This is a genomic window from Enterococcus sp. DIV1421a, from assembly GCF_051711025.1.
Lineage (GTDB): Bacteria > Bacillota > Bacilli > Lactobacillales > Enterococcaceae > Enterococcus_B > Enterococcus_B hirae.
The window spans coordinates 1,795,824-1,821,968 of record NZ_JBIOLU010000001.1; the positions used below are offsets into that span (position 1 = coordinate 1,795,824).

Consider the following 26,145-nt stretch of genomic DNA (forward strand, 5'->3'; position numbering starts at 1 on the left):
CCACTTTCATAATTTCTTCTCATCTAAAACGAGAGCAATTTCACATTATTAGAAGACAATTAAATAAATAAACGTTTTTACATTTTTTATTAACTTTTATCACTTTTTTTATACTGAAAACTCTCTCAAAAAAATATTTATTCATTAAAAAATTATTTTTGAATATTTTCTTTTTCGATATTTCACAAGGTTGATAGCGCTTGCTTTATGTAATAATTGTGTTTTTTATACAAAAATACCAATCATTAAAAAGAATTATGCAATCTATCTGTATAAATTATTCATAATAACAAAAAAGACTGATCACAAAGAATAAAATTGCTTTTTTAACCATGATTTTTCTTCTAGGTTAAAACTTTACATTTAAGCCAAAACCAGTCACAATATAGTATGTAGCTGAAAGTAAGGAGTGGGAGTTTTATGCGTATAAATAGAATTGATTATCATTTTTCAAAGTTACGCTATCAACCTGATTTTGAAAACTTTACTGACGAGGAATTTGAGCTCATTAAAGAGCATACGATCCTTCGTTCTTATAAAAAAGGACAAATTTTATTTGATGAAGGAGATGAACGACAACGTCTCTACATTTTAACATCAGGATTGGTTCGTCTAGAACGATATGATGAAAGTGCTACTTATTATTATTATGATTATGTCAATCCAAATAACCTTTTCCCAATGTCTGGTATTTTTGAAGAAGGAATTTATTCATACACTGCTCAAGCAATGACAGACATCGAAACTTTCTCTTTCCCAGTATCTTGTTATGAAAAAATTGCGAAAAACAATCCAAAACAATTACTCTATATGATCCATAAAATCTCAAAAGTAGTAGCGATGCACGAACTGCGGATACAGATCGGTTTAACTTCTAGCGCTTTTGATCGAGTGAAACAAAACTTATTCATTTTAAAAGAAGAGCTTGGCATACCAACCACAGATGGCCATGTCGAAATTCCATACCCTATCACACTAAAAGAATTAGCGGTTAATAGTGGGACAACGAGAGAGACTGCTGGACAAGTAATCAAACAGTTAAAAGATTCTGGTTTATTAGATTACCAAAAGAAACGGTTTACTTTTTGTAAAACTGCTGTGACGCCTGCTTTAAGAGAATAAAAAAACATACTAAGATGAGGCTGCCCTTATCTTAGTATGTTTTATTTTTTGTCTAAGCCTGATTTATTTGTAAAGGAGACAAAGAAACCTTTTCATCCTTGTTTGCGGTGCTGATGCCAAAATAGGAGGTGTCTAGGAATCATTATCGCTATTAGTGGTTTCAAGACATACAGATAATGAACTTTAGCAACCTGTAATTCTTTGAAATTACGATATTTCAACCGACTTTCCCCAAGGCGATTTTTCCAGGAAATTTTTTTATAATACTCTTTATCTTGATAGTAATAAACTAAGTTTTCTTGTAAATTATAACCTTTGTGTCCCTTCGCATATAACCGCATATATAGGTCATAATCTTGTCCTCTAACAGTATCTTTTGAAACTCGATAACCCGCTACAGATTCTAAGATGTGTTTTCTAAACATAGCCGATGGATTGATGAACGGACTCGTTTTCAAGAGATCTTTTATTTCAGGTCGTTCTTTGACCATCCGTTCACCATAGACACCCTCTTGATCCCATAAATAGGCATTACTGCCAACAAAACCAAATTCTGGATGAGCCTCCAAAAACGCTACTTGCTTTGCCATACGTTCCACGTGACAATAATCATCGTCATCTAGTTGCATAATGTAGTTCCCCCGTGCATGTTTGATTGCCTGGTTGCGAGTATAAGCACTTTTAGAATTTCTAGCGTTTTGATAGATTCTGATACGTTGATCTTGTTTTTTTAATTTCGTTAAAAGTTCCCAAGTATGATCTGTTGATCGATCATCGACAATAATGATTTCAAAATCTTGATAGCTTTGTCTTAGTACAGAATTGACTGCTCGCTCAATCGATTTTTCTGCATTGAAAGTGGGAATAATCACACTAATCATTTGACTGCTCCTTTTTTCCATTTACTAGAGATCCCTGTTCTTTCACAACGAGTAAACCTACTAAGATCCATAGTAATCGTGAATTTTGTAAAGAAATACTAAAAGAAAAAATAATATTCGCTAATATTAAGAGACACAGCAACCATTTTTTCAGCAATAATTTTCTGACAAACTGACCAAATACCAACAACATTCCCATCATTGCTGGGACTATTCCCCATTCAACAGCTATTTGTAAAAAAGTATTATGAGCAATCGTCGGGCTTCCACTAACTGATAAAGCAACTGAAGAGTAGTCAACGAAACCGATACCCATGAAATGAGTCCGCGTTAACAAAAGTTGTGCTGTTTTCCAAGCTTCTGTTCTACCGGAACCTCCAGCAACGATTGCGCCATAAAAATTAGTGAAGACTCCCTCAAATCGGACAAATTGCGGAATGGAAAGAAAACGTGCAATTAAATTACTTACATAATCAGCAAAAAGAAAATGCGTACCGATAATCAATACACTCGCTGTCATGATTGTCATTACAAGATGTTTGACGTTGATATTTTTCCTAAATAATTTTTGAATTAGAAATAACAAATTGATTACTAAAAACGCTACAACCCCTGTTTTGGAAGCAGATAACAAAATACAGAATGTATAACCCATGAATGCAATCAGGTTCTTCCACTTACCTTTAAATGGTCTTAAGTACCAGATACAGTAGCCACATGTTTGAAGATAAGCAAAATAATTAGGATCATTCATGAATCCTTTCAAACGTAGATCACCGAACAAAACAAATGATTTCAAACTTGCTGGAGCTACTAGAAAAATGAACATACTAAGACAGCCAAAAAAAAGTGTTCCGACTTTTACCCCAGATAAAAAATCTTTTTTCAACACTGGATTTATATGAAGGATCGAGATCGTTAGAATCAAATAAAGGAGATTGACGAAAAATTTTTGTCCCGTCATGATGACTGAAAAAAGCGAAACAGAAGTATCCACCCATGAACTTAACAATATCGTGGACAATAACCGCCAACAAATAACCCCAATAAAAAATAGTACTAATTGTTTACTGAACACCACTTTTTTCATTAGTAGAAGGTAGCCAACTAATAGCACCATAAATACATCACTTATTGACATATTGATCCCGAAAAAAACACGCGAAATACAGAGTGTAAATCCCAATAGGTAAAATAACCTTCCTAAAATTTTTTGGTTGCTTTTCGTTAATTCATCAATTGATGAGTACCCATGTGCTTCAATTGTTTTCATTTTCTATCTCCCCGTGTGCCTTTAACAGCAAAAATTCACTGATTGATTTATTTTTCCAATCATCATTTCTATCTTTTCTTCATTCATTAGAAGCATTTGCAAACGCTATAACTTTCTTGGCTGCTTCGCTTTCATCTTCTGGTAACTGTTCAATTAGCTGGGTGACTTCTTTTAAAGAAAAGCCTTTAATGTCCCCAACAAAAATCTTCTCAAAAATTTGCGTTTCTTTCTTTTCTTTTTCTAATAGCAATTCTTCATATAATTTTTCCCCAGGACGTATCTCTGTTTCAACAATCTCGATATCTTCTTCTGTATAACCACTCAAATGGATCATATTCTTAGCTAGATCCACGATCTTGATCGGCTTATCCATATCCAAAACAAAAATTTCTCCTCCCTTAGCCAATGCACCTGATTGAATAACTAATCTGCTCGCTTCAGGGATCGTCATGAAGTAGCGGGTCATCCGAAAATCGGTGACAGTGATCGGTCCCCCTCTTAAAATCTGTTCTTTAAACAGTGGAATAACACTACCTCTAGACCCAAGTACATTCCCGAAACGGACAGCCGAAAACTTGGTCTCACCAGATTGGTTCAGACTTGTGATTAACATTTCTGCGATTCTTTTTGTTGCTCCCATCACATTTGGTGGGCGATTTGCTTTATCAGAAGAAATCATCACAAAGTTCTTAACATGATTTTTTTTAGCTGCTTCCGCCACATTTTTTGTTCCGTTAATATTATTCTTAATTGCTTCTGTGGGATTATATTCCATCAGCGGAACGTGCTTATGTGCGGCTGCATGATAAACAATCGTGGGATGGTATTTTTCCATCAAATAAAAGATGCGTTCTCTATCTTGAATATCAGCAATGATTGGTAGAATCTCTACTTTCCTCTGAGGATCTAATGTAGTTAGTTCTCGATGAATCGAATAAATCGAATTTTCTCCATGTCCAAGTAAAATCAACTTTGCTGGTTCAAATGCCAAAACTTGCCGACAAATCTCTGAACCAATCGAGCCCCCAGCCCCAGTTACTAAAATCGTTTGTCCTTTTAATTGATAGCTGATACTTTCTAGGTCAAGGGAAACTTCCTCTCTTCCTAATAGATCGATCACATCTACTTCTTTTAATTGCGAAACATTGATTTTTCCGGTAGCTACTTCTTCAAAAGAGGGAACCATATTTACCTTGATATTCTTATTTTCAATGGATTGAACAAGCTGTTGGATCTTTTTTTTTGGTAACGAAGGAATCGCTATCGTAACCATATTGATACGGAATGTCTGGATCAATTGATTTATTTCACGGGTATTTCCCAGTACTTTTTTACCTAAAAGATAAGTTCCCCATTTGTTACAATCATCATCGACAAAGCCCACAACTTCAATATTATTCACAATTTGAGAACCTAAAAAACTTTGATACAGTAATTGTCCACCCTCTCCAGCACCAATGATCAAGATTCGTACTTTTTTTTCATTCGAACGACCATTTTTATTTTTCAATTCAACCCAGACCCGCCAGCCTAACCGACTACTAGCAATCAATAAAAGTGCCATTATGTAAGAAAAAACAACTAATCGCAAACTAATCTGGTACATGAGCTCCTGGTTAAACAAGTAAAACAAAGGAAAAATTGAAAATAACATAAAAGTGAGTGCCGCAAAGATCCCTAACAACTCATTAAGATTCGTATAACGATTGATTCTTGTAAATACTTTAAAGATTCCACCATAGAACAGATAACAAACAACTGATGAAATGAGTGTTATTGCCAAATAATCTCTATTGATGATAACAAATGGAACCATAAATATAAAACTGATGTAATTAGCAAGTATGATCAGAAAACTATCGAGTAGCACCAAACTAATCGCTTTGATTTTTCTAGTTGGTTTAATCAATAAATCACCTTCTTTAGTACTTGATATGCACGATCTTGATCAACATTTTCTTTCAATCATTTTAACACACCATCTACTACCTCAATAATAGTAGTTGATATCTTTCGACTTCTTTACTCCATTATAGACAATCCCTAAGATATTTGCCTGAGCGATCGTCAATAGTTCCTTTGCTTTGAACAATTCTTGCTTTAGCGTTTTTCGTTCTCTCACGACAATGATTGTACCATCTGTTTTTGAAGCTAGTATCTGTGCATCCGTCACAGGCACAACAGGCGGTAAATCAAAAATGATCAAATCAAAATTTACGCTTAATTCATCAATGATTTCATTCATTCGGCTTGACTCGAGTAATTCAGAAGGATTGGGAGGTTTTGGTCCACTGGTCATTGTCCACAAATGTGCAATATTTGTTTCATGAATGAATACGAAAGCTGATTCATTTCTTTTTTTTAACAGGTTAGTTAGTCCGTCACTGTTCGAGGTTGAACGAAATGTACTTTCTACACTTGGCTTTCTTAAATCTGCATCAATTAGGAGTGTTTTCTTCCCGCTATTTGCAAAAACAATCGCTAGATTCGCTGAAACAGTTGACTTCCCTTCCTCTGGACCTGCTGAAGTAACGACGATTGTCTTTATATCCTGATCAAATGAGCTAAATTGGATATTTGATCGAACCGTTCGATACTGTTCAGAGATCATGGACGATTGTTTACTAGCACTAATCAGAGGAACACCCTTTTTTTTCATATTATTTTTCACGTATTAGTCTCCTCATCTATTTTCGTGTGAACCGATTTTCTCTGCTTAGATGTGTACGCGCTCGTTGTCTATGTGTATGAGTTCCTTGTCGAGAGTATGTTGTGAGTTGAATCGATTGCCCACTTTCAATTTCCTTATTACTCATTTCACTAATTATCCCTAAGACTGGATACCCCATTGTTGCGAGAAAATGCTCATCCTTTACTGTTTTATCCAATATTTCTAACAAGACAGCCATCCCGATCCCTAGAAGTAAACCTAAAAATGCACCAAGAAAAAGATTCAACCGTTTATTGGGTGAAACCGGTAGCTGATTTGCTTGCGCAATTGATGTGATCGTTACTTTATTTACGTCTAAAACTTCTTTTACTTTTTCTTCAAAAGTATAAGCAAGAACATTTGCTATATTCGCAGCTTTTTCAGCTTCATCTGACATCACCTTGATATGGAACATTTGTGAATCTGAAGATTGAATAATCTGAATATTCTTTCTCAATTGATCTTTCGTTAAGTAATAAGCAAATTTATTTTCTAAGTATTCGGTTGCTTCATTAAGTACGATATCTCCTAAAATCATGTCTTTATATGTATTAATCAAGAGTACATTTGCATGTACTTCTGATTGTAAATTATGGTTGACGATTTCGTTTTTCGATTGAACGATCAATTCAGCCGATGAACTGTATGTTGGTGTAATAACAAAATAAGTTATTCCAGTCGCAACGGCGAAACCGCCGATCAATGAACAAATGATCAACAGTATCCGCTTTTTTAACCAGCTTAGTATCTCATTCAAATTAATAACCGCTTCCATCTTTTCGCCCCTTTCTATTCTATTTTTCACGTCGAACTATTTTCTTTCTGAAAAACTCACTTACGCCAAATAGGAACAAGCTCAACAGGATACTGAAAAGACCAAATTTCATAAACATAAAGAGAAAATTTTTCAAATAAGTCGTTAAAAATAAGTATAGAGCTTCAGAATGAATACCCAATCGTTCAATCAATCGAGTTACATACAAATAGGTCGGTAAAGCCCCTACCATTAATCCAGCTCCACCGATCACATAAGCAAGGTAACGTATAATTAAATGAAAGAAAGGTTTGTTAAGCGAAATGATTGCGGAAAATAAGATTCCAAAAAAAGCGACTGCAAAAATGAGCAACAGGTTAAGGGTGGATGTATAAGCCATTATTTTTTTGCCGTATAACGCAAAATAAGGGATTTCGATATCACGCCGAACTGTTTCAATACTCACTTTTTTTAGTTTATTTACTGTGGTTTCAAATTCTGCATTTCTTGGGTAATTCTTTTCTTTTCCATAACTTTCTAATTGGCTTTGGACTGTCTCTTCTATTTGCTTCTCCCCTTCTAATTGAAAGGTTGAGCCAGCATAGATACTATGAATATATTGTTTGATATTATCATTTACTAAGCTTTCTGAAACTGTCTGATTCAACCATTTTTGGGAGATATTGGCACCTCTTCCTACATCAGCAATTGTGTGATTGATCTCTTTAGTGATCGTTTCCCCATAATGTGAGGATTCCACTGCACGGATCATAAAATTTTGATTGAATAAAGTAATCTTAAGAATGCCCAAGACAAAAATTGCAAATAAACTAAGCGAACAGATAAAAGCAAGAATCATTTTTGGCACTTTTCGCCATTGTTTTCTTTTTTTCATAACTATTTTTACCAAATGTAAGAAAAGACCATAAAATTTCACAAACTCATTGCAGCTTAAATTGCCCCACTTCGAAATTTTTTATCCACTAACTTCATTTTTAGTGAGCCAAACAAGCGATTATTCGATTGATCATTTGATTCTTTTTTGGTAAATCCACCTCTTTTCAAAGCGTTTTGCTTAACATATTAGTAGCGCAATTTTTCAATTCATTATTTATCTGGTTGGATCATTGGCCCCTTAATGAGATCGCCTAGAATAAATAATCTTTGATCCGTCATTCCAATACTATCGACTGGATAACAAGTATACAAAATCAGTTTCCCTTGCTGTTTTTGAACTAGAAGTTGACTAATCAATTTCGCATTTTTATCTAAAATCTTTGTTTCGTATACTTGGTAAACATACTCACCATAACTAGTGGAAATGTTAATCTTATCCGTAATTTTGACAGCACTTAATTTTCCAAATTCACTACTATTATGCCCACCAATCAATGTAGTCCCATGTTCACCTGGATACACAGACCCCATGTATTGTCCAGCACCCTCTCGTAAAATATCATCTGAGTCTCCATAATATAAGGGCACATTCAAATTTACAGAAGCAACATCAACCTGTCCATATTGATACCCGCTTCTTGGATAATTGATTTTACTGGAGGGAATGTTCTCTCCTTCCAACTCAATTGTTTTCCGTTTTTCTTCTAACTCACTAGTTGACATACCTTTAGCTGATGGTTGTGTCTTTTTTTCATATTTTGGAATATCCGAAAGCAGAAACAATCGCAAGGAAGAAGTCGTAAACTGAATGACAGGTCGCCCAATAATATACATTAGCGAATAACCCATGATTAAAAAAAAGATAGGGGTAAAAATCATTCCGCCTATTCTTTTTAATTTTTTCTTTTTTTTATGCAAGTTTGACTTTCTTTCCTACGATGAATGCACCTGTCGCAGTCATCATTAAACATCCAATTGCAAGAATGCTTGAGATAGGGAATGTTCCCGTTTGTTTAATCGGTTGTTTCGAGTTGAACACTGCTGAAATCGAGCCATCAGAGTTTTGTGTGCCTAGCTCAACATACCCTTTATTCCAACTTAAAACGACTAATCCTAAAGCATCCGCTGTTGATGAAATCAATTGCTGAATTTCCAAAATTGTTTCCCTAGGGATAATTTTTATTAAATCATTTATCGTATGAACCGATGACAAATCAATGTCTAAATTAGTCAGTTTTTGCTTCACATTTTGGATATTTTTTACTGCTGTATCCACTTGTGACTTGGATAAATCATTTTGTTTTAAATAATTTTCAGTTTGTGTAATATATGTTTGAGGCATTTGAAATTCTTTGCCTTGAATTAAAATAGGTTGAGTCAATTCTTGGATGATCATTTGCTCATCTTGCGAAATCGCCCCGGCAGCATCAACATAAGACGTAAAAAAGAAACTACATAAAATTAAAACCATACTCTGTAACACATATTTCATCTTCTAACTCTCCTTTTCCTATCAAAATAATTAAACAACCATTAAAAAATAACACATAAAAGCATTTCTACCATCCATATTAGCATATGTTATTTCTTAAGACAATTAAATAAATGCCTTCAAAACAAATAACCATCGTAATAAAATCACTACTTGTGAAATAACAATTACTATTTAGAAATAGTTATTATAATAAGCGATTTTACTGAGAACATAGTATTTACGTCATTTGTATTCTTAATCTCTAATCCATATTATCGCGAGATCTCTTATTAATATAACGATTTGAACAATAGAACAAAAATTTCCAAATTTAGAAATTTTAAGTCAAAAAAAGCTTGGTACAAATAAAAGATTGTCCCAAACTTTTTAATAGATGTAAAAATAAAAATGATATTCTAACTTTCATATTTCATTAATTAATCGATTTCACTTACTACAAAGTAAGTTTTTCTCAACCGCTCTTGCCATGTATACGAAAATAAGGTGAATTTTACTCATTTCCTCCTTGATTCAATACCACACTAGGTTTCGCATTTAAACGAAGATCAGCGAAATTGGCTTGTTTCAACTCTACATGCGCAGCTGCTCCAATCATTGCTGCATTATCACCACAAAGTTTTAATGGAGGGATCAGCAGTTCAATTTCTGGATGTTCTTTTTTCAATGCCTCTTCGAGTGTTTCACGCAATCCTTGATTGGCTGCAACTCCACCTGCTACAATCAATTGTTTGACTGGGTATTCGTTACAAGCACGAAGAGTTTTATTGACTAAAACGTCCACAACGCTCGCTTGAAAACTAGCAGCTAAATTATTTGTATCAAGAGTTTCTCCACGTTGTTGGGCATTGTGTACTAAATTGATAAAGGCGCTTTTTAAACCACTAAAGCTAAAATCATAATTACTTTCATGAATCATGGCTCTTGGAAAATGGTAGGTATCTTCACCACGATGCGCTAACTGATCGATTTCTTTTCCGCTTGGATAACTCAAACCTAAGACACGACCAACTTTGTCATAAGCTTCTCCAGCGGCATCGTCTCTCGTTTCACCGATGATTTGATAGTTCCCGTCTTCCTTCATATAGACCAACTCTGTATGTCCACCACTGACAAGCAATGCTAGTAGCGGAAATTCAAAAGGCTTTTGAAAGCGTGCAGCGTAAATATGACCTGCCATATGGTTCACAGGTATCAAAGGCAAATTGTTCGCCCAAGCAAAAGCTTTAGCGGCAGAAATCCCAATCAGTAACGAACCAACTAAACCAGGACCATAAGTAACCGCTACAGCACTCAGTTGTTCAACAGAAGTGCCTGCCTCCGCCAAAGCATCTTCGATACATAAGGTGATTTGCTCTACATGATGGCGACTTGCTACCTCTGGAACAACACCGCCAAATCTTTTATGGCTGTTAATCTGTGAAGCAATGACATTGGCTAAAATCTCATCACCATTTTTCACAACTGCGACACTCGTTTCATCGCAACTTGATTCAATTGCCAGAATCAATTCTTCTTTCATTTCATCGTCTCCGTTTTTAACTTTGTACTCATAATGATCGCATCTTCTACTGGATCATGATAATAAGATTTTCGTTTCCCTAGTTCTCTAAATTTCTCTGATTGGTAAAGATGACGAGCTGCTAGGTTAGACGTTCGTACTTCTAAATAAACATTATATGTTCCTGCTTGTTTTTCTCGGTCTAATAAAAAGCGTAATAACTGACGTGCATACCCTTTTTTTTGCAGTTTTTTTGCCACAGCAATATTCGTGATCTCCGTCTCATCGATAACTTTCGAATAACCAATGAATCCTTGGAGTAGCGAATTTTCCACCAATAAGTAATATTGCGTATGTGGTTGTTGGATATCCATTAAAAATTGGTCTTTGGTCCAAGGAGAACCATGTTCATATGCTTCCTCACAAAGCGCCCATAAACAAGACGCTAACTGTTCATCTTCAAAGTCATTCTTAGTATAAATCAATTGTACCTCTCATTTTTCTAAATATTTGATCATTTCTAATCCATCTTCATTTGTTTGGGTATAATACCCTTTTTTTACTTTGTTCGATTGAAATCCTAATTTCCGATAGAGTCTTTGGGCATCTTGATTACTCATTCTCACCTCTAAAGAGAGTGTGTCACAGCGATTCATTATAGCAAATTTTTCAATTTCGTCAATTAACAATGTACCGATATTTCTTCGTTGGTACACAGGAATAACCGCAATATTTGTAATATGGCAATCCAAGCCAAAAATTCTCGCACCTATAAATCCAATTAACTGTTCACCGTCTAGTATTCCTAAGTATAAATTTTGAAAAGGTGAATTTAATTCAGAAAGGAAGGCACTTTTTGTCCATGGTAATTCGCCATTGTATACCTGGCGTTCAATCGATAATAAATCTTTGATATCTCGAGGTATCAGCTCTTTTATTCGATAGCTTTTCCCTTGATTTTCAATTATCTTAGTAGCAAATTCTTTTTTTTCATAGAATAAACTTCTAGCATATGCTTTAAATTTTTTCAACATATCTTTCGTCTCCAGGAGTGTGGGTTTCCAACCACTTTTCCTCTGCTTCTACTTTTTTCAAATAACGTGGTACAAAATTGGTTAAATCTCTTACTGGTTCACGATTGGCCCCTAATGTTGCAATCGTACAGCCATTAGGAAGATCCCATTCAAGCACCTTATTTATTTCTGCTTCATGTAATACTTCCTTTATTTCATTCGTAAATTTTTGCGTATCTGTTCCGACAAATAAGATAGGTTCATCGAACTGAGACAGTTGCTTAAGCAGTTCTTCAATTGAAATATGTACATCTTCAAGAACTGTTTCTAATTTTCCATTTTGTCTTCGGTACACACCAGCATAAACATTTTTTCTTCTTGCATCAAATAAAGGCACGATCAACCCATTTACGTTCCGGCAATTAGCAGCAATTGCTTGTAAACTTGAAATCCCCACAAGTTCTTTACCCAATGTATATGCAAGTGTTTTTGCAGTAGTTACACCGATTCTTAGACCGGTGTATGAACCTGGTCCATCGGAAACAGCAATTCGATCGATAGCGGTTGGTGCTAATCCGAGTGCTGAGAATAATTGATCGATAGCCGGCATCAAACTAACGCTATGATTTTTCTGTTTATTGATTTGGATTTGCCCTAAGACAGTATCATCTTCAATCACGCCGATCGCTAAAGTTTGATTAGCGGTGTCTATCCCTAATGTAATCATTTTGATGCATCCTTTCTACTAACTTCTATCGTTTTATATTGTAGCATACTTCTTGCTAAGAAAAAGACAATTCATTTCAGAAAAAAAGAAAAAAAGTTGCAATCATTCGCAACTTTCTCTTGATTTGTTCTTTAGTTTTTTGTAGACTCACGCAAGATAAGATCCGTTTCTACAATGATTTTTCTCGAAACAGGTGCTTTTTCATTCATCATTTGTAACACGGTCTCTACCGCCAGTTCCCCCATCCATTCCGTGTGAACTTTGACTGTCGAAAGAGCTGGGGAAACATATTTTGCTACACTAATATCATTGAATCCGATCAATGAGATATCCTCAGGTACTTTCAGACCTTTTTCGTTAATTGCCTTCAATGCGCCGATTGCTAGTGTATCATTTGCTGCAAACAGCGCCTCAAACGAATACTGTCCACTATCTAAGTATTCTTTGACTTTCCGATAGCCAGATTCAACTGAAAAATCTGCTTCAATGATCGTTGTAGTCAATCCTTTACCAGCCATGATTTGTTGGTAGGCGGCAATCCTTGGGTCATCAATCCGTTGATGTCCTTTTTTGGTGTATTCCCTACCAGCAAGCATTGCAATCGCTTTTTTATCCTGGTTAAAAAAATAATCAATCACTTTTTGGATACTTGTTTGAAAATCAACGATTAATGAATTAATGTTATAGGGTGTTCCATCAAAATCAACTAATAACAGATTGCTTTGTGTCTGCTTCAATTCAATCAACTGCTGCTCATCGAATTTTCCCAGAGCAATCGTTCCATTTGTCGGTCTATCACTGATAGCGTCCCACGTTTCCTTTAGCAAAGTCACATTTGATTCCTCTGCCTTTTTCTCTATTCCCAAACGAATAGCAAGATAATAGAGATCCTCTAATTCTTCTTGATCATTGTACCATTGGATCAAACGCAACGACTTTTGATTCAACGATGTGTTTCTATGATGCTTCGTGTAATTCAGCTCTTCAGCAGCCTCAAAAATTTTTCTTTTCGTTGCTAGGCTAACTGATAACTCCTGATCATCATTTAAGACTCTTGACACAGTAGCAGGAGAAACCCCTGCCAACTTTGCAATATCTTTAATCGTTGCCACTTGTTTCTCCTCCTATCTATTCCACTCGGGCATTCTTCTTAAAGCGTTGCAGTAAAGCGTTGGAAAGCTTCTTGACCTTTTGTATCGCGTTTGAATACCCCTGAATCTTCCAACACACGAGCAAAAACTTTACCAATAGCTTGCTGAACGATCTCTGTTACTGTTTCAGTTGTCACATTTGGATGGTCGGCTTTCAAGCCCTTCGCCCATTCCATGTGATACTCAGCTATCTTATTTTCTTGTCCAAGCAAATACTTTTCTACTTCTGCCATTTCTGATTTTAAACGAGGTGGTAAAACAGCTAATCCCATGACTTCGATCAAACCGATATTTTCTTTTTTAATATGCTGGATATCTCGGTGAGGATGGAAAATCCCTTCTGGATGTTCGTCAGAGACATTGTTATCTCGTAACACTAAATCGAGTTCAAAATAATTTTCGCGTTTTCTAGCAATTGGTGTAATCGTATGATGGGGCGTACCATCTTTAGAAAATGCCGTCACTGCTACCGCGGGATCTGAATATTGATGCCATTTTTCTAAAATACTATTAGCAGCTTCCACTAGGATTTCTTTCCCCGTCGCTTGCAGACGAATGACAGACATCGGCCATTTGACAACACCTGCGATTACTTGAGGATAATCCGATAATTTGATTAATCGTTCGATTGGAGCTTTAGCCATTGGAAATTCATGGCGCCCTGCTTGGTAATGATCATGTGACAGAATCGATCCTCCAACAATTGGCAGATCTGCATTTGAACCAACAAAGTAGTGTGGTAAAACCTCTGTGATTTTTAATAAACGTGAAAATGTTTCTTTCGTAATCTTCATAGGACGATGCTCTTCTGACAAGATGATCGAATGTTCATTGTAATAAGCATATGGAGAATACTGAAATCCCCAACTTTCCCCATCAAGATTCATTCTGATGATTCGATGATTGGTGCGAGCTGGATAATTTAAACGTCCTTTATAGCCTTCATTGTTCATACAAAGCATACACTCAGGATAATCAACTTTTTTGGCATGTTTTTCGGCAGCAATTTGCTTAGGATCTTTTTCAGGTTTGGATAAGTTGATCGTAATCTCTAATTCGCCATATTCTGAAGGATACGTATACCTGATATTTTTCGCAATCGCTCTGGTTTTGATATAATCATTTCTTTTACTCAATTGATAAAAGTAGTCTGTTGCTTCTTCTGGATTTGTTGCGTAATGTTGTGCAAAAAACGCATTGACTACTGATGGTGGTGGTGTTAAAAAATCCATTAATTGTGCTTCAAAGATTTCGATTTCAGCAGGTAAATCAGTAACCACTTCATTTTTTTTGGCTTGTTCGACTAACCGATCAAGTAACACCACCGATTCTTCTGAAACAGGGCGCACTTCAGTGTTTTCCAAAGCCTCTTCGCCGATCATTCCCAAAATTCGATTTTGTAAATAAATTCGATCCATTTCCATCCAGCCACCAGCTTCAATTGCTAGTGTCGTAAAATCACAAATCGTTTGACTGATTGTCATCTTCTCTCTACTCCTCATAACCATGGGGATGACTCACATGCCAAACCCAGGCTGTTTTAATGATTTCTTTTACATCTGTGTAAGCTGGTCGCCAACCTAAGATTTCTTCAGCTTTAGCACTGGAAGCGACCAACCGGCTTGGATCTCCGGCTCTACGTGGTGCCACCTTAGCTGGAATTTCTCGATTTGTTACTTCTCTAGCCGCTTCAAGCATTTCTTTGACGGAGTAGCCTTGATTGCTCCCTAGATTAAAGAAGTTACTTTCATTCCCCGCGCTTAAATATTCTAAAGCTAAGATATGGGCATCAGCCAAATCTTCCACTTGAACATAATCTCGGATGCATGTTCCATCGGGTGTATCGTAATCATCACCGTAAATCGCCAAAGAATCACGTTGACCTAGAGCTACTTGGAGAATAATAGGAACTAAATGCGTTTCTGGTGTGTGATCTTCCCCAATCGATGCATCTGCTTTTGCACCTGCTACATTGAAATAACGCAATGCTACATATCGCATGCCATAGGCTTGGTCACACCATTTCATCATTTTTTCCATCATCAATTTGCTTTCACCGTACGGATTTTTTGGATTCGTAGGAGTTGCTTCGGTAATTGGTGATTCTGTAGGTTCACCATAAGTGGCTGCTGTAGATGAAAAGACAATATTCTTCACATGATATTCATGCATCACTTCTAACAATATTTGCATACCATAGACATTGTTATTAAAATACTTCAATGGTTTCTCAACAGACTCTCCCACTAATGAACTAGCTGCAAAATGAAGGACTCCTTCGATCGTTTCTTTTTCAAAAACAGACTGTAAAAAAGATTTATCCCGAATGTCACCTTTGTAAAATTGTGCTTTAGGATGAATTGCTGCTTGATGCCCCGTTAATAAATTATCCACTACTACCACTTGATAGTTTTGATTGATCAACCGATCAACAGCATGTGAACCGATATAACCTGCGCCACCCAATACCAAGATTGCCATGAAAACACTCCTTTTTTTACAAAAGCAGCAAAAAGTACGTTTTGAATCGTTTGAAACTATGACCCTTTTGTTTCTGTTGCCTTTGCTATTTATTTAGTAAATTTATAATAAAACATTTAGTAAATATTTTCAAGGAAAATTTGTAAAGGTTTCCAATAAATAGACGTCAGACTAGCCTTTTTTTTCAATTTGTTACATAATAGAAGCAACAACTAATAAACGAGGTGGATTTAATGAAAAAATTTGTATCTGGAATTTTAGTCGGTAGTCTTGCAACAGCGGCAGCTGTTGCTGGATTGGTAGCTTGAGTTAAAAAAACAGTAATCGATCCCATTGATGAAAAAGAAACAATGATCGAAGAAAATCGTAAAAAAGCGATGCGTAAACGTGTAGCTCGCTAATCTTTAAACGATTCAAGAAAATCATCCCTTTTATAACCCAAAGAATCATTATTAATTAGTAAAACACAACCGATCTTAAAAGTTAGATGAATGATCTAGCCTTTAGAGTCGGTTGTGTTTTTTGCTTCAATTGGTTGTCCTTCCAAGAATCAGCTGTGCCACTTTATCGATTTGCCTCAAATTCCAAGCATCGGTATATGGTCGTGAGACTGTAGCTGTCAACCAATCCACACCTTCGACCGGAATCCCTAAACAATATAAATTTTCTTCTAGCTCTCCCTGTTTGTTCCAGACTTGATTGGTGCTTAGTTTGATATCAATTGCACCAGTTTCATACACGCCAGTCGTGTCCTGATAAGTAAAAGGACGAATCAGCTGATGTTTTTTCAAGCTATTTAATGCTGGGTTTTTTGTTTGTGTCAAATCAGTCTGCGGGAGTCGGGCTTCAATCAAGTAGCGACTTTCAATCCGTTGTCCCTCGTTTTCTACGATAAAGAAACCGGCCTCTGTTTTGATTTCCAGCGGTGGGGAAACGATTGTGAAAATACCCGCATCAATCAGAGCGGCTAATTCTCTTGTCCGAACAACTGGCGGACCGATCGTGAGAAAAGCATTGAGCTTAGTAAACCAACCCCATAATACTTCTCTGTATTCTTTGGCAGTGAAGATGCCCCATTCAATGACCAGATGGACAGGATCACGCCAATCTTTTAACGCATCAAAAGCTGAAGCAAGCGCCCCAGTACAATTTCCTTTCATTGATTCATTGATTTGATAATCAATAAACCTTCGACTTTCTTTTTGAAAGTCATGCTTCTCATGATAGATAGGCGTTTCAAAAAAATCCCACTCCCATTGATAAGGCTGTAATTCAGGAAATTGTTTTTGCCAATCACTTTGATCACGTGTTAAAAAGATTTGTTCAAATAATACTGGTGAAATAGCTAGATGTTTTTCCTCAATTAATTTCTTATAATAAAAAAGTTCGACATCTTTTTTTAGCAAGTCGAAAAACAGTTTCCCAGTTAGTTGTTGATTTTGATAAAGCTTCACTAAATTTTCTTTGGTGATCAATTTAGGAACAGCCATTGCTCCTCCCCGTTTTTCATTTTTTCCTCGAGGAAAATAGGGTAACCCTTTTCTAGACCCGCAGTATACGATCGGCTCACGTCCAGACGGCAAATATACCAATTTCTCTCCTTGTTTTTCAAACTTACCTCCTCTATTCTCGGTAAGTAAACCTACATAATCAAAAAAACTTAGACCTAATCCTCTAAGAATCACTGTGGCTTTTGGCGGAATAGTTTCTACGGAAACATCAGCTGGATTTGCTGGCGGTTGGTAGAACAATTGCTCTTTTTCAGCATAGTCATAAAACCTTTTCTCGTCTTTGGATACTTTATTTTCCCAATGTCCCGTAGTCATCACTAACTGATCTACTACTAAATGCTGTTCGTTTGTTTTCAAGTAAAAACCTGTCTTTATCTTATCAATCTCTTTCACTAAGGATCGAACGATAGTGAATGAATGCGGTGCTAATTTTTTTAATTGTTCATAAAACCACTGTTGGTACAAGCCATAAAAACATCTGGTAGCTGGTTCATTGGCACGTAAGCGCTCGGCTTCTGCCAAAAAAAATTCTTTATTCACAAACTGTTGCTTTTCGATATACTTTTTCGCCTCTGTTTGGCTCCATTGATATAAATTAGGCCCCGGTGAAATCTCTCCGCCACTTGTTAATGTTTCATCTGTAAAAAGCGTAACTTGCTGAGAGACTGAGTTCATCAATAACTCTGTTGGTTGATCGAGCCGCCAGACTCGACCACCAGGCCCATCAGGATCGAATAAACAGATCTGGATATGTTGGTTTTCCCGATTGTTTCGGATCAATCGTTCTACCATGCTTAGTCCTCTGGGGCCTGCCCCAACAATGCCAATAATCATCGATTCAGCTTCCTTTCCATCAACGCTTTTAGCACCACGGCTTGATTTTGCTGTTCATTCTTTGCACCATAAACTAAGGTCACGATTGGATAGTTTTGACAGAGTTCAGCTAACTGCTTGACTGCCAATTGCTTTTCTTGATCTGTCATTAACTCTTCTAGGTATTTTTCTTCAAAAACAGGAAAACGCTCAGGAAGATGTCCAAAGAATTTTCTCAACTCAGTACTTGGTGCAATCTCCTTTAACCATAGATCAATCTGTGCTTTTTCCTTTGATATCCCTCTTGGCCATATTCGATCAACTAAAATTCTAAAGCCATCACCCTTTTCGCGCGCACTGTACACTCTTTTCAGTTTGATCATTTTCTCCACTTCTTTCATTGCTTATACATTGATCATAGCATAAATGATTAGATTCTCCTTTGATTATGTCATAGCAAAAAATCGTGGCTTGATTTCTGTTAGTACTCCTTAAATACTAAATTTCAATTTTGCACGCTCTATGGATACTTGCTAGTGATTCCTATCTCCCTTTTCTAGAGGAACAATGTGTTGGCATTGATTATTATTATGACAAGCATCATTAGTTTCGCTCGATTGTCGTCTCAATATTTTTTTTAAAGGTACCCCACCCTTATCCATTTCAATTCCTTGACGATTTGTTATATTCTCTGGTTTATCTGTGTTACTCTTTCTGAAAATGTTTAACGATTGACCCCACTTCTTAATCCTTTTCCTGAACGTTAGCTTTTCAGTTGTCAACTTACTTGTTTTTTGTTCTTGAATGTTTTCTGGTTTTGAACTATCTTTTTGTTCGACCGATTGATCTTCTATTATTATTTGTGGAGAATCTATTGCGCTTTCTATATTTTCTATAACCACAGAATTGGTTATAGAGACTTTACTTTGGCTTGGACCATCATGGCTGATTAAGCGTTTTATGTTATAGTCCTTTACGACCTGCTGATATAATTGGGCAGAAAGATCTAGTGAGTATAATACTCTCCCAAGTTCAGATTGCTTTACCTTCTTATTTATAATCTTAGACACAACCGATTCAACGATCTCCTCATATGTCTTTCCTTTTAATTTACCAGCTAGTGAAACCTCAATCGTTCCAACAAGTTTATCAAGTTCCTTTTTTCTTTTTTCTGTTATTTCTTCTTTTTTTACTATTCCTGCAGGTTGTTGCTCAGTGAAAGTTTCATTAGATATTTCTGGCATTGCCTTTTCTCCCCCATTGTTTGATTTATCATTGAATCATCATCATACATGACGTACGCAATGGAGATAGAACTTTTATTTCTGGAAAGAATAAAATTTAGTATTTTATCTTGTGCGATCTAATGAATCCTTTTTATTCCCGTTGCCTAATCGAATAATCAGTCATGCAATTTTCTAAAAAGTATCTGTTACTTTATATACAAAAACTTCTGATAAATTGGCTCTATCATTTGTGGAACTGATGAATGTATCAATCCCAAAAAGTAAGACCAAAATCTAACTTCTGGGGGTTACTACAGAATCAAAGTTGATCCTTCAGCCCCATTTTCCTTCCAATTGAAATAACAAAAAATCTGAGACAGAATGAGGTTCATTCTGACCCAGATTTGACTTTACACGACTCATCAGGATTGACCGATAATATGACGTCATGACGTTCTATACTTTTTTACTTTTAATCTTGCCAGACCAGCCATCATATCCACCTTTTAAGATATAGATATCTTGGTAGCCAGCTTTTCTTAACTTATTCGCTGTACGAATACTTAAGCTTTTCTTTTGGTCGTAGATATACACCGGTTGATCTTTTCGGATAGATCCTAATGAATCTTTTAAAACAGTATAAGGGATATTTCTTGCCCCTAAAATATGTCCTGCATCAAACACGTCTTTTTCACGAACATCAATGACTTGTGCCTTACGCATCCCATCACGAAATTCTTCTTCTTCCAGTGTTTTTGCAGAACGTTTTGCCATTACTCGTAGATAAACTTCCCAAAACACAATAGCAAGAATAATCAATAGCAAAATGATGTTAATTACCCATAAAACCATGTCATTCCTCCACGTTATTCCGCAAATTTCAAGGCTAATGAAGCAGCACCGATCACGCCAGCTTCATTTCCTAATTCTGCTAATTTGATTTTTGTTGATTGTTGTACTTGAGGGAACGTAAATTGGTTGAAATATTTTTCAACACGACTACGTAAAAATTCCCCGGCAGCAGATACTCCGCCGCCTAAAACAATACTTGATGGGTTCATAGTGTTCCCTAGATTACCGCAAGCTAATCCTAAGTAGAAACAAACACGATCAACGACCATCAGACCAAATGGATCGTCTGCTTGTGCCATTTCAAAAATATCTTTACTTGTTACTTCTTCTCCATTGTCAAGCATTGCTTTTAATTTTGAATCTCCGGCATACTCTTCTGCTAAGAAACGTGCTAAGCGAACTACACCTGTTGCACTTGAAACTGTTTCTAAGCACCCTCTTTTACCGCATGTACATTCAAAACCTTCTGGGTCCACTGTAATGTGTCCAATCTCGCCACCTGCACCAGCAACGCCGTGGATCAAGTTCCCAGCAGCAACGATTCCGCCACCGACACCCGTTCCTAAGGTAACAAAAATAACGTCAGGATCATTTTCCCCTGCACCTTTCCAGCGCTCACCTAAAGCAGCAACGTTCGCATCGTTATCAATAGCAAATTTGATTCCAGTTCCTTCTTCAATTTGTTTTTTTACGTATTGAAGTTCAGTCCAATTTAAATTGTAGGCTCCGATCACTGTACCTGCTTCACTATCGACACTTCCTGGTGTTCCCATACCGATTCCGATGAAATTTTCAGCATTCATGTTATATAATTTGATACGATGATTTACTGACTCGATAATTTCCGGAATAATATGTTTACCGTCATCCAATATATTGGTATCGATGCTCCATTTTTGTTGAATCTCTCCTTCTGGTGTTAGAATTGCAAATTTTGCTGTTGTTCCACCTAAATCAATCCCAATAATTTTTTTGTCCATTACAAGTTTCCTTTCTTTCGGCTTTCTTCCACTCGGTGCTCTCGTTTTAGTATGCGCCACGCTGTCATGTATGTATCATGATCGATCAAACGACTGTCATGAAGATTCTTCAATTCAATCGTCATTAATTCAATATCATAGATACGTGACCCAACATAGACAAAGATGCCAAATCGTTTGAGCAGTTGTTGCACGTCATATAAGCTCTCCATCTCAAAGCACTTCCTTCACATTATACAAGTAATCCGTAGTTTTTTAAACCCAATAAAACACATATTATCAAAAGAAATCCAAAAACAAGCGTAGATAGGATTTTTTGATGAATCGAGTAATTGGTCACTTTCTGTGGTAGGCCGATGATATTTCCTATAAGCAAGCCACCAACAATCCCACCGAGATGCCCCCAGATATCGACTGAGGTATCCGTCAAACCAAATACAAAACTGATAACAATAAACAACATGTAATGACGAATCAATTGGCGAACCTGAGAGTTATTTTTGAAATGAAATCCAAGAACGAATAACGCACCAAACAAACCAAACAAAGAAGTACTTGCTCCACCAGATAGAACGCCAAGATCGTTGAATGCAAAACTCGCTGCATTCCCAAGGATACCACTAAACAAGTAGATCAAGAAAAAACGCCAATGACCGTAGAGTGTTTCAATTTGGTCTCCCATAAAATATAAAATCAAAGAATTCATGACAAAATGCACCAGTCCAAAGTGAATGAAAATCGGTGTAATAAACCGCCACCATTCATTTCCAACTACAATAGACGGCCCAAACATGCCTAAATATGCTGGAATATTTAAAAATGGAAAGAACTCCATCATTGCAAACACGATGGTTTGTATCGCTAAAAACAAATAAGTCAAAATTGGTCTTCTTAGCCAAGCGTTTAATTTTAATTTCTGTTGATAATTCATGTAACCCTCCTTATTATTTATCGATAAACAAGTGTTGCACTTTTTTATCAAAACTTTCTGGTACCCATTGATTGTTTATTTGTTCTTGAAAAACCAGACTACATGTCTGGTTCGGATAATTGGCTAGATAGCGATCATAGTAGCCTCCACCAAAACCAATCCGATAACCATTTTGATGATAAACAACCCCTGGAACGATCAGCAAATCGATAGCGTCCGGTGAAAAAGAATGATCAGATAATGGCTCCAGTACGCCAAAAGCGGTGCGTTCAAATCGGGTATCCGGATCAATTTTAAAAAAACACATTTGACGTTCAGGCAATGTCTTAGGAACAAGTATGGTTTTACCCTCTTCCCATGCCTTTTCAATAATTGGGGTCGTAGCCACTTCTATCTCATTTGCCATCGTCAAACCAACCACTTTTGCTTGCTGCCATTCATTACTTTGAAAGAGTTGTTGGTAAATTTTTTGCTCTTTTTGCTGCTTCTGTTCACTTCTAGCAATCTTTTGTAAATTTTCAATGCCAAGTTTTCTAAGTTTTTCTTTAATATGACTCAAACGTATCAACCCACCTCTCGTTAAAATGGTAGCGGAAAATAGTAAAAATAGCAATTTAACTTTTTAAATAAAAAGAGTTTTATAAACAGAATTTAAGACATCACTCTCACTCTTTATTCTAAAAACGAGTAAACGGTGTTCACGCATCAGCTCTTTGAAATAAGCCTGAATTTTTCAAAACATGAGAAGCTGTTAAAAAAAATTCTTTCTTATTGTCATTGGAGCTTTCCGATGCCTTCACGACCTCTGATTCACTCTTTTCATTTGAATAGACAGAATAATCGTAGTCTCAAAATAACGAGAAACTACTTTGGGAAACACTGCTTACTCAACACAATCGTTTCTTCCCCGTATTTATTTTCTAAGCAATCGTTTGTTTGGAAAATAATAAATATAAGAAATATGGAGCTCCTAGGACCGCAATTAAAATCCCAGTAGGAATCTCACCACTTGGTAGAATCACTCGTGTAAGAACATCTGCAATCGTTACAAAAAATGCCCCAAATAATCCACTCAAGATCAAGGACAGTTGATTTTCTCTTCTGACGACAAATTTAGCCAAATGAGGAGCTAACAAACCGACAAAAGATAAGCTGCCAGCTACCGCAACGCTTCCGCAGGCTAAAGCAACAGCGAGTATCAATAGGATTTTTTGACTTTTCTGCACGTCTAATCCTAGACTTTGCGCTCTTTCTTGACCAAAAGATAATAAACCAATTCGTCGACTGTAAATCAGCACGAAAGGAAGCAAAATGACTGCCCAAGGTAACAATGAGAAAACATATGGCCAACTAGCTCCCCAAAGTGAACCTGCTAACCAGGCATTAACAAAACCATAGTTTTCTTTCGACAATTTAATCGTAAATAAAAGCATCAATGCCGACAATCCAGCATTGACTGCAATTCCTGATAGTAAAAGCCGGTTCATCCCTAAAAAACTATTTCTCGTATAAGCAAACAAGTACACAAGTAAAGCTGCAAGCAAGCCGCCTAGAAAAGCCACGATCAATAGTAAAAACGGAAAAGTTTGGTTGGCATAAAAGCCCAAATAAATCATAACGAAAAAACCTGCTCCAGCGTTAATGCCCAATATGCCAGCATCAGCTAGTCTATTTCTGGTAACTCCCTGCAAGATAAAGCCTGAAATACCTAAACACATACCAGCAAGAAGACTGATTAATAGACGAGGGGCACGAAATTCATAAACAATCAACTCTTGGATTGCCGAACCATTCCCTTGAAACACCTCAGCTAATTGATCAAATGGAATAAATGGTGTGCCAATCATTAAACTTGCAACTATACTAACAACTAATAAAAGAAATAAAACAACTAGTGATTGGTAACTTCTTTTCATCCTTGTTCCCTCCTTACTTGGAGTAGTAAAAACGGTACACCGATCAAGGAAATTATTAAGCCGAATGGCGTTTCAAATGGCGGATTGATCATTCGTGCAACATAATCCGCCAACATCACTAATCCTCCACCTGCTAAAAAAGAGGCTGGTAAAACATACCGATAATCGGAACCAATAATTCCTCGGACGATTGGTGGAACCATCAATCCAATAAATGAAACTGGTCCAACTAACGACACCGCCATTGCAGCTAACCCCGCCACTAATACAAATGCAAAAAATCTGATCCGTCCAGGGTTGCCTCCTAATGCCAAGGCATGTGACTCACTTAAGTTGACCAACGAGATGGAGCGACCTAACAAAAAGGAGCCACTAACTGTCAACAGGTAAATTGGAGCCAAAATTTCCAATTGATGCCATGTGACGTTCGCAGCGCCTCCCACGAACCAAAACGCCAAGTCTTGTTGCAAATTGAATAGTTGTGTCAGCGCTTGACTAATAGCTGTAAAAAAAGTACTGATCGCAACACCTGCTAAAATCAATTGAAGTGGATTCATCCCCATTTTTGAAAAACGTAAGAAACCAAAAACAAATAATGTAACTACCAACGAACCAAGTAATGACAGTAAAAAAACAGAAAAAGCAGAAGCATGTGGCCAAAACGCAAAACAAAGAGCCATTGCAAGTGATGCTCCTGCATTAATTCCTAATAACCCTGAATCAGCTAAAGGATTCCGCGTCACCCCTTGCATCAATGCGCCACTAAGAGCAAAACAGCTTCCGACTAAGAAAGCCCCCAGCACTCGAGGCAACCGAATCGTTCGGATAATCAACTGCGATTGAACTGAGTCGTCAAATTTAAAAATCGCTTGCCACAAATTAGAAAAGTCGACAACCGCCGCTCCATTGGCTAACGCAAAGAAAAATATACTAACTACTCCTAGCAACAATAGGGAAAGAATCATTCGTTTCCTCTTTGTCTTCATTGTTCATCCTCCTTACGATCATTGATTAAATCGTAAGACAAAACAACGGGTTTATTCGTTTCAGGCAATTCGATGATCTGCGCTTCAATTTCATAGATTTCCCTCATCCATGACGTTGTGATTACTTCATCAGGTGTGCCTTGAACCACTATTTGTCCTGCTTTCATCCCAATTAAATAGTCAGAAAAGCGAGAAGCGTGATTGATGTCATGGATCGACATTAAAATGGTTGTCTGTTTGATATGATTGATCTCTTTCAGTAAATGTAAGATTTCCAATTGATGCGCAGGATCTAAAAAAGTGGTTGGCTCATCTAAAATCAAAATATCCGCTTCTTGGGCTAAAGCCATCGCAATCCAAACTCGTTGCGCTTGTCCACCTGATAGACTCGAAAGCTCTCTTTCTTTCAACTTAGTTAGTTGCGTCGCTTCCAACGCCCATTGGATAGCATGTAGATCTTCTTCATTTAATCCACTAAAAAATTTTTGATAAGGATAACGACCATAAGAGACCACCTCTTCGACAGTCATGCCTAAAGGGTGTTCACTACTTTGGGCTAACAGTGCAATTTTTTGCGCTAACATCTTAGGACTATATGTAGAAATTTCAGATCCATCTACGATAATCTTTCCTTCTTTGACAGGTAACAGTCGAGTAAAACTTTTTAATAAAGTTGATTTACCACTGCCATTAGGACCAATCAAACTTGTCACTTTTCCTTCTGGTATCTTGATAGACATTTTTTCAATCACTTGTTTATTTAAGTAACCCGTTGTAATATCAACAGCTTCAATCGTCGTCAAATTTTTCATCCTTTCCCTGAAAATCATTCTCAATTATGAAGCTCCTTCACAAATTCGTCAAGTTTTACTCTAAATGGCTCATTCCCGAAAATAGTTGACATGACCACTATTGTCAGGAATAATAT

27 protein-coding genes and 1 pseudogene are annotated in these 26,145 nt (G+C 36.6%); 2 read left to right on the plus strand and 26 right to left on the minus strand.

Features of this window, described 5'->3' with window-relative positions:
• Positions 1-420: 420 nt before the first annotated feature.
• Positions 421-1,122, plus strand: coding sequence for a Crp/Fnr family transcriptional regulator (locus tag IGK21_RS08075; protein ID WP_010718864.1), 702 nt, complete (start codon positions 421-423; stop codon positions 1,120-1,122).
• 92 nt (positions 1,123-1,214) lie between these two features.
• Here the strand turns inward: IGK21_RS08075 and IGK21_RS08080 are convergent, their stop codons facing one another.
• The 15 genes from IGK21_RS08080 to galE all read right to left on the minus strand — a co-directional run bounded on the left by IGK21_RS08080 (position 1,215) and on the right by galE (position 16,002).
• Complete coding sequence (locus IGK21_RS08080) at positions 1,215-2,003, minus strand: glycosyltransferase family 2 protein (RefSeq protein WP_034698341.1); 789 nt, start codon at positions 2,001-2,003, stop codon at positions 1,215-1,217.
• Entirely contained in the window at positions 1,996-3,276 is a 1,281-nt protein-coding gene (locus IGK21_RS08085; protein ID WP_034698344.1) for an O-antigen ligase family protein, read from the minus strand. The genes IGK21_RS08080 and IGK21_RS08085 overlap by 8 nt, the downstream gene beginning before the upstream one ends.
• 79 nt (positions 3,277-3,355) lie before the next feature.
• The gene (locus tag IGK21_RS08090; RefSeq protein WP_438719191.1) at positions 3,356-5,185 is read right to left on the minus strand and encodes a polysaccharide biosynthesis protein; all 1,830 of its coding nucleotides are present in this window, start codon (positions 5,183-5,185) and stop codon (positions 3,356-3,358) included.
• A gap of 81 nt (positions 5,186-5,266) precedes the next feature.
• Positions 5,267-5,935, minus strand: coding sequence for a CpsD/CapB family tyrosine-protein kinase (locus tag IGK21_RS08095; protein WP_025480509.1), 669 nt, complete (start codon positions 5,933-5,935; stop codon positions 5,267-5,269).
• 28 nt (positions 5,936-5,963) lie between these two features.
• Positions 5,964-6,761 (minus strand): YveK family protein, encoded by a 798-nt coding sequence (locus IGK21_RS08100; protein WP_034698350.1) that lies wholly within the window; start codon positions 6,759-6,761, stop codon positions 5,964-5,966.
• Between the two features lie 19 nt (positions 6,762-6,780).
• On the minus strand, positions 6,781-7,635 hold the full coding sequence (locus tag IGK21_RS08105) for a hypothetical protein (protein ID WP_051641758.1): 855 nt from the start codon (positions 7,633-7,635) through the stop codon (positions 6,781-6,783).
• 212 nt (positions 7,636-7,847) lie between these two features.
• Positions 7,848-8,516: a class D sortase gene (locus IGK21_RS08110; protein ID WP_034698559.1), complete on the minus strand. Its 669-nt coding sequence runs from the start codon at positions 8,514-8,516 to the stop codon at positions 7,848-7,850.
• A 31-nt stretch (positions 8,517-8,547) separates the two neighbouring features.
• On the minus strand, positions 8,548-9,129 hold the full coding sequence (locus IGK21_RS08115) for a hypothetical protein (protein WP_010718856.1): 582 nt from the start codon (positions 9,127-9,129) through the stop codon (positions 8,548-8,550).
• A 493-nt stretch (positions 9,130-9,622) separates the two neighbouring features.
• On the minus strand, positions 9,623-10,651 hold the full coding sequence (tsaD, locus tag IGK21_RS08120; protein WP_010718855.1) for a tRNA (adenosine(37)-N6)-threonylcarbamoyltransferase complex transferase subunit TsaD: 1,029 nt from the start codon (positions 10,649-10,651) through the stop codon (positions 9,623-9,625).
• Positions 10,648-11,115 (minus strand): ribosomal protein S18-alanine N-acetyltransferase, encoded by a 468-nt coding sequence (gene rimI / locus IGK21_RS08125; protein WP_063627253.1) that lies wholly within the window; start codon positions 11,113-11,115, stop codon positions 10,648-10,650. Before rimI (IGK21_RS08125) ends, tsaD begins: the two co-directional genes overlap by 4 nt.
• Positions 11,116-11,124: 9 nt before the next feature.
• A complete protein-coding gene (rimI, locus tag IGK21_RS08130) occupies positions 11,125-11,664 on the minus strand; it encodes a ribosomal protein S18-alanine N-acetyltransferase (protein ID WP_010737793.1) in 540 nt (179 codons plus the stop codon).
• A complete protein-coding gene (gene tsaB / locus IGK21_RS08135) occupies positions 11,648-12,370 on the minus strand; it encodes a tRNA (adenosine(37)-N6)-threonylcarbamoyltransferase complex dimerization subunit type 1 TsaB (protein WP_010718852.1) in 723 nt (240 codons plus the stop codon). Before tsaB ends, rimI (IGK21_RS08130) begins: the two co-directional genes overlap by 17 nt.
• Before the next feature lie 131 nt (positions 12,371-12,501).
• A complete protein-coding gene (locus IGK21_RS08140; protein ID WP_010718851.1) occupies positions 12,502-13,482 on the minus strand; it encodes a LacI family DNA-binding transcriptional regulator in 981 nt (326 codons plus the stop codon).
• A 38-nt stretch (positions 13,483-13,520) separates the two neighbouring features.
• Positions 13,521-15,005, minus strand: a complete 1,485-nt coding sequence (gene galT / locus IGK21_RS08145; protein WP_034698357.1) for a UDP-glucose--hexose-1-phosphate uridylyltransferase — start codon at positions 15,003-15,005, stop codon at positions 13,521-13,523.
• 7 nt (positions 15,006-15,012) lie between these two features.
• On the minus strand, positions 15,013-16,002 hold the full coding sequence (gene galE / locus IGK21_RS08150; protein WP_181915054.1) for a UDP-glucose 4-epimerase GalE: 990 nt from the start codon (positions 16,000-16,002) through the stop codon (positions 15,013-15,015).
• A gap of 233 nt (positions 16,003-16,235) precedes the next feature.
• Here galE and IGK21_RS08155 point away from each other — a divergent pair.
• Positions 16,236-16,403, plus strand: a pseudogene (locus IGK21_RS08155) (DUF3042 family protein).
• A gap of 126 nt (positions 16,404-16,529) precedes the next feature.
• Here IGK21_RS08155 and IGK21_RS08160 read toward each other — a convergent pair.
• The 11 genes from IGK21_RS08160 to IGK21_RS08210 form a co-directional block, all read right to left on the minus strand.
• A complete protein-coding gene (locus IGK21_RS08160; RefSeq protein WP_034698363.1) occupies positions 16,530-18,347 on the minus strand; it encodes an FAD/NAD(P)-binding protein in 1,818 nt (605 codons plus the stop codon).
• The gene (locus tag IGK21_RS08165) at positions 18,344-18,709 is read right to left on the minus strand and encodes a DUF488 domain-containing protein (RefSeq protein WP_010737798.1); all 366 of its coding nucleotides are present in this window, start codon (positions 18,707-18,709) and stop codon (positions 18,344-18,346) included. Before IGK21_RS08165 ends, IGK21_RS08160 begins: the two co-directional genes overlap by 4 nt.
• Before the next feature lie 150 nt (positions 18,710-18,859).
• Complete coding sequence (locus tag IGK21_RS08170; protein WP_034698366.1) at positions 18,860-19,570, minus strand: hypothetical protein; 711 nt, start codon at positions 19,568-19,570, stop codon at positions 18,860-18,862.
• A 438-nt stretch (positions 19,571-20,008) separates the two neighbouring features.
• Positions 20,009-20,404 carry a rhodanese-like domain-containing protein gene (locus IGK21_RS08175; RefSeq protein WP_010737800.1) on the minus strand — a complete coding sequence of 132 codons (396 nt, stop codon included), beginning with the start codon at positions 20,402-20,404 and terminating at the stop codon, positions 20,009-20,011.
• A 14-nt stretch (positions 20,405-20,418) separates the two neighbouring features.
• On the minus strand, positions 20,419-21,384 hold the full coding sequence (locus IGK21_RS08180; RefSeq protein ID WP_010718843.1) for an ROK family glucokinase: 966 nt from the start codon (positions 21,382-21,384) through the stop codon (positions 20,419-20,421).
• A complete protein-coding gene (locus IGK21_RS08185) occupies positions 21,384-21,596 on the minus strand; it encodes a YqgQ family protein (protein WP_010718842.1) in 213 nt (70 codons plus the stop codon). Before IGK21_RS08185 ends, IGK21_RS08180 begins: the two co-directional genes overlap by 1 nt.
• Before the next feature lie 20 nt (positions 21,597-21,616).
• On the minus strand, positions 21,617-22,315 hold the full coding sequence (locus IGK21_RS08190; RefSeq protein WP_010737801.1) for a rhomboid family intramembrane serine protease: 699 nt from the start codon (positions 22,313-22,315) through the stop codon (positions 21,617-21,619).
• Positions 22,316-22,328: 13 nt separating this feature from the next.
• A complete protein-coding gene (locus IGK21_RS08195; RefSeq protein WP_010737802.1) occupies positions 22,329-22,874 on the minus strand; it encodes a 5-formyltetrahydrofolate cyclo-ligase in 546 nt (181 codons plus the stop codon).
• Positions 22,875-23,235: 361 nt separating this feature from the next.
• Positions 23,236-24,231, minus strand: coding sequence for a FecCD family ABC transporter permease (locus IGK21_RS08200; RefSeq protein WP_034698369.1), 996 nt, complete (start codon positions 24,229-24,231; stop codon positions 23,236-23,238).
• A complete protein-coding gene (locus IGK21_RS08205) occupies positions 24,228-25,217 on the minus strand; it encodes a FecCD family ABC transporter permease (protein WP_034698373.1) in 990 nt (329 codons plus the stop codon). The genes IGK21_RS08200 and IGK21_RS08205 overlap by 4 nt, the downstream gene beginning before the upstream one ends.
• A complete protein-coding gene (locus tag IGK21_RS08210) occupies positions 25,214-26,047 on the minus strand; it encodes an ABC transporter ATP-binding protein (RefSeq protein ID WP_172595703.1) in 834 nt (277 codons plus the stop codon). Before IGK21_RS08210 ends, IGK21_RS08205 begins: the two co-directional genes overlap by 4 nt.
• Positions 26,048-26,145 lie beyond the last annotated feature (98 nt).

Coding starts and splice junctions, on each gene's coding strand:
- IGK21_RS08075 (WP_010718864.1), top strand. CDS start 421: ATGCGTATAAATAGAATTGATTATCATTTTTCAAAGTTACGCTATCAA.
- IGK21_RS08080 (WP_034698341.1), bottom strand. CDS start 2,003: ATGATTAGTGTGATTATTCCCACTTTCAATGCAGAAAAATCGATTGAG.
- IGK21_RS08085 (WP_034698344.1), bottom strand. CDS start 3,276: ATGAAAACAATTGAAGCACATGGGTACTCATCAATTGATGAATTAACG.
- IGK21_RS08095 (WP_025480509.1), bottom strand. CDS start 5,935: ATGAAAAAAAAGGGTGTTCCTCTGATTAGTGCTAGTAAACAATCGTCC.
- IGK21_RS08100 (WP_034698350.1), bottom strand. CDS start 6,761: ATGGAAGCGGTTATTAATTTGAATGAGATACTAAGCTGGTTAAAAAAG.
- IGK21_RS08105 (WP_051641758.1), bottom strand. CDS start 7,635: ATGAAAAAAAGAAAACAATGGCGAAAAGTGCCAAAAATGATTCTTGCT.
- IGK21_RS08110 (WP_034698559.1), bottom strand. CDS start 8,516: ATGATTTTTACCCCTATCTTTTTTTTAATCATGGGTTATTCGCTAATG.
- IGK21_RS08115 (WP_010718856.1), bottom strand. CDS start 9,129: ATGAAATATGTGTTACAGAGTATGGTTTTAATTTTATGTAGTTTCTTT.
- tsaD (WP_010718855.1), bottom strand. CDS start 10,651: ATGAAAGAAGAATTGATTCTGGCAATTGAATCAAGTTGCGATGAAACG.
- rimI (WP_010737793.1), bottom strand. CDS start 11,664: ATGTTGAAAAAATTTAAAGCATATGCTAGAAGTTTATTCTATGAAAAA.
- tsaB (WP_010718852.1), bottom strand. CDS start 12,370: ATGATTACATTAGGGATAGACACCGCTAATCAAACTTTAGCGATCGGC.
- galT (WP_034698357.1), bottom strand. CDS start 15,005: ATGACAATCAGTCAAACGATTTGTGATTTTACGACACTAGCAATTGAA.
- galE (WP_181915054.1), bottom strand. CDS start 16,002: ATGGCAATCTTGGTATTGGGTGGCGCAGGTTATATCGGTTCACATGCT.
- IGK21_RS08160 (WP_034698363.1), bottom strand. CDS start 18,347: ATGATTATTGGCATTGTTGGGGCAGGCCCCAGAGGACTAAGCATGGTA.
- IGK21_RS08165 (WP_010737798.1), bottom strand. CDS start 18,709: ATGATCAAACTGAAAAGAGTGTACAGTGCGCGCGAAAAGGGTGATGGC.
- IGK21_RS08170 (WP_034698366.1), bottom strand. CDS start 19,570: ATGCCAGAAATATCTAATGAAACTTTCACTGAGCAACAACCTGCAGGA.
- IGK21_RS08175 (WP_010737800.1), bottom strand. CDS start 20,404: ATGGTTTTATGGGTAATTAACATCATTTTGCTATTGATTATTCTTGCT.
- IGK21_RS08180 (WP_010718843.1), bottom strand. CDS start 21,384: ATGGACAAAAAAATTATTGGGATTGATTTAGGTGGAACAACAGCAAAA.
- IGK21_RS08185 (WP_010718842.1), bottom strand. CDS start 21,596: ATGGAGAGCTTATATGACGTGCAACAACTGCTCAAACGATTTGGCATC.
- IGK21_RS08190 (WP_010737801.1), bottom strand. CDS start 22,315: ATGAATTATCAACAGAAATTAAAATTAAACGCTTGGCTAAGAAGACCA.
- IGK21_RS08200 (WP_034698369.1), bottom strand. CDS start 24,231: ATGAAAAGAAGTTACCAATCACTAGTTGTTTTATTTCTTTTATTAGTT.
- IGK21_RS08205 (WP_034698373.1), bottom strand. CDS start 25,217: ATGAAGACAAAGAGGAAACGAATGATTCTTTCCCTATTGTTGCTAGGA.
- IGK21_RS08210 (WP_172595703.1), bottom strand. CDS start 26,047: ATGATTTTCAGGGAAAGGATGAAAAATTTGACGACGATTGAAGCTGTT.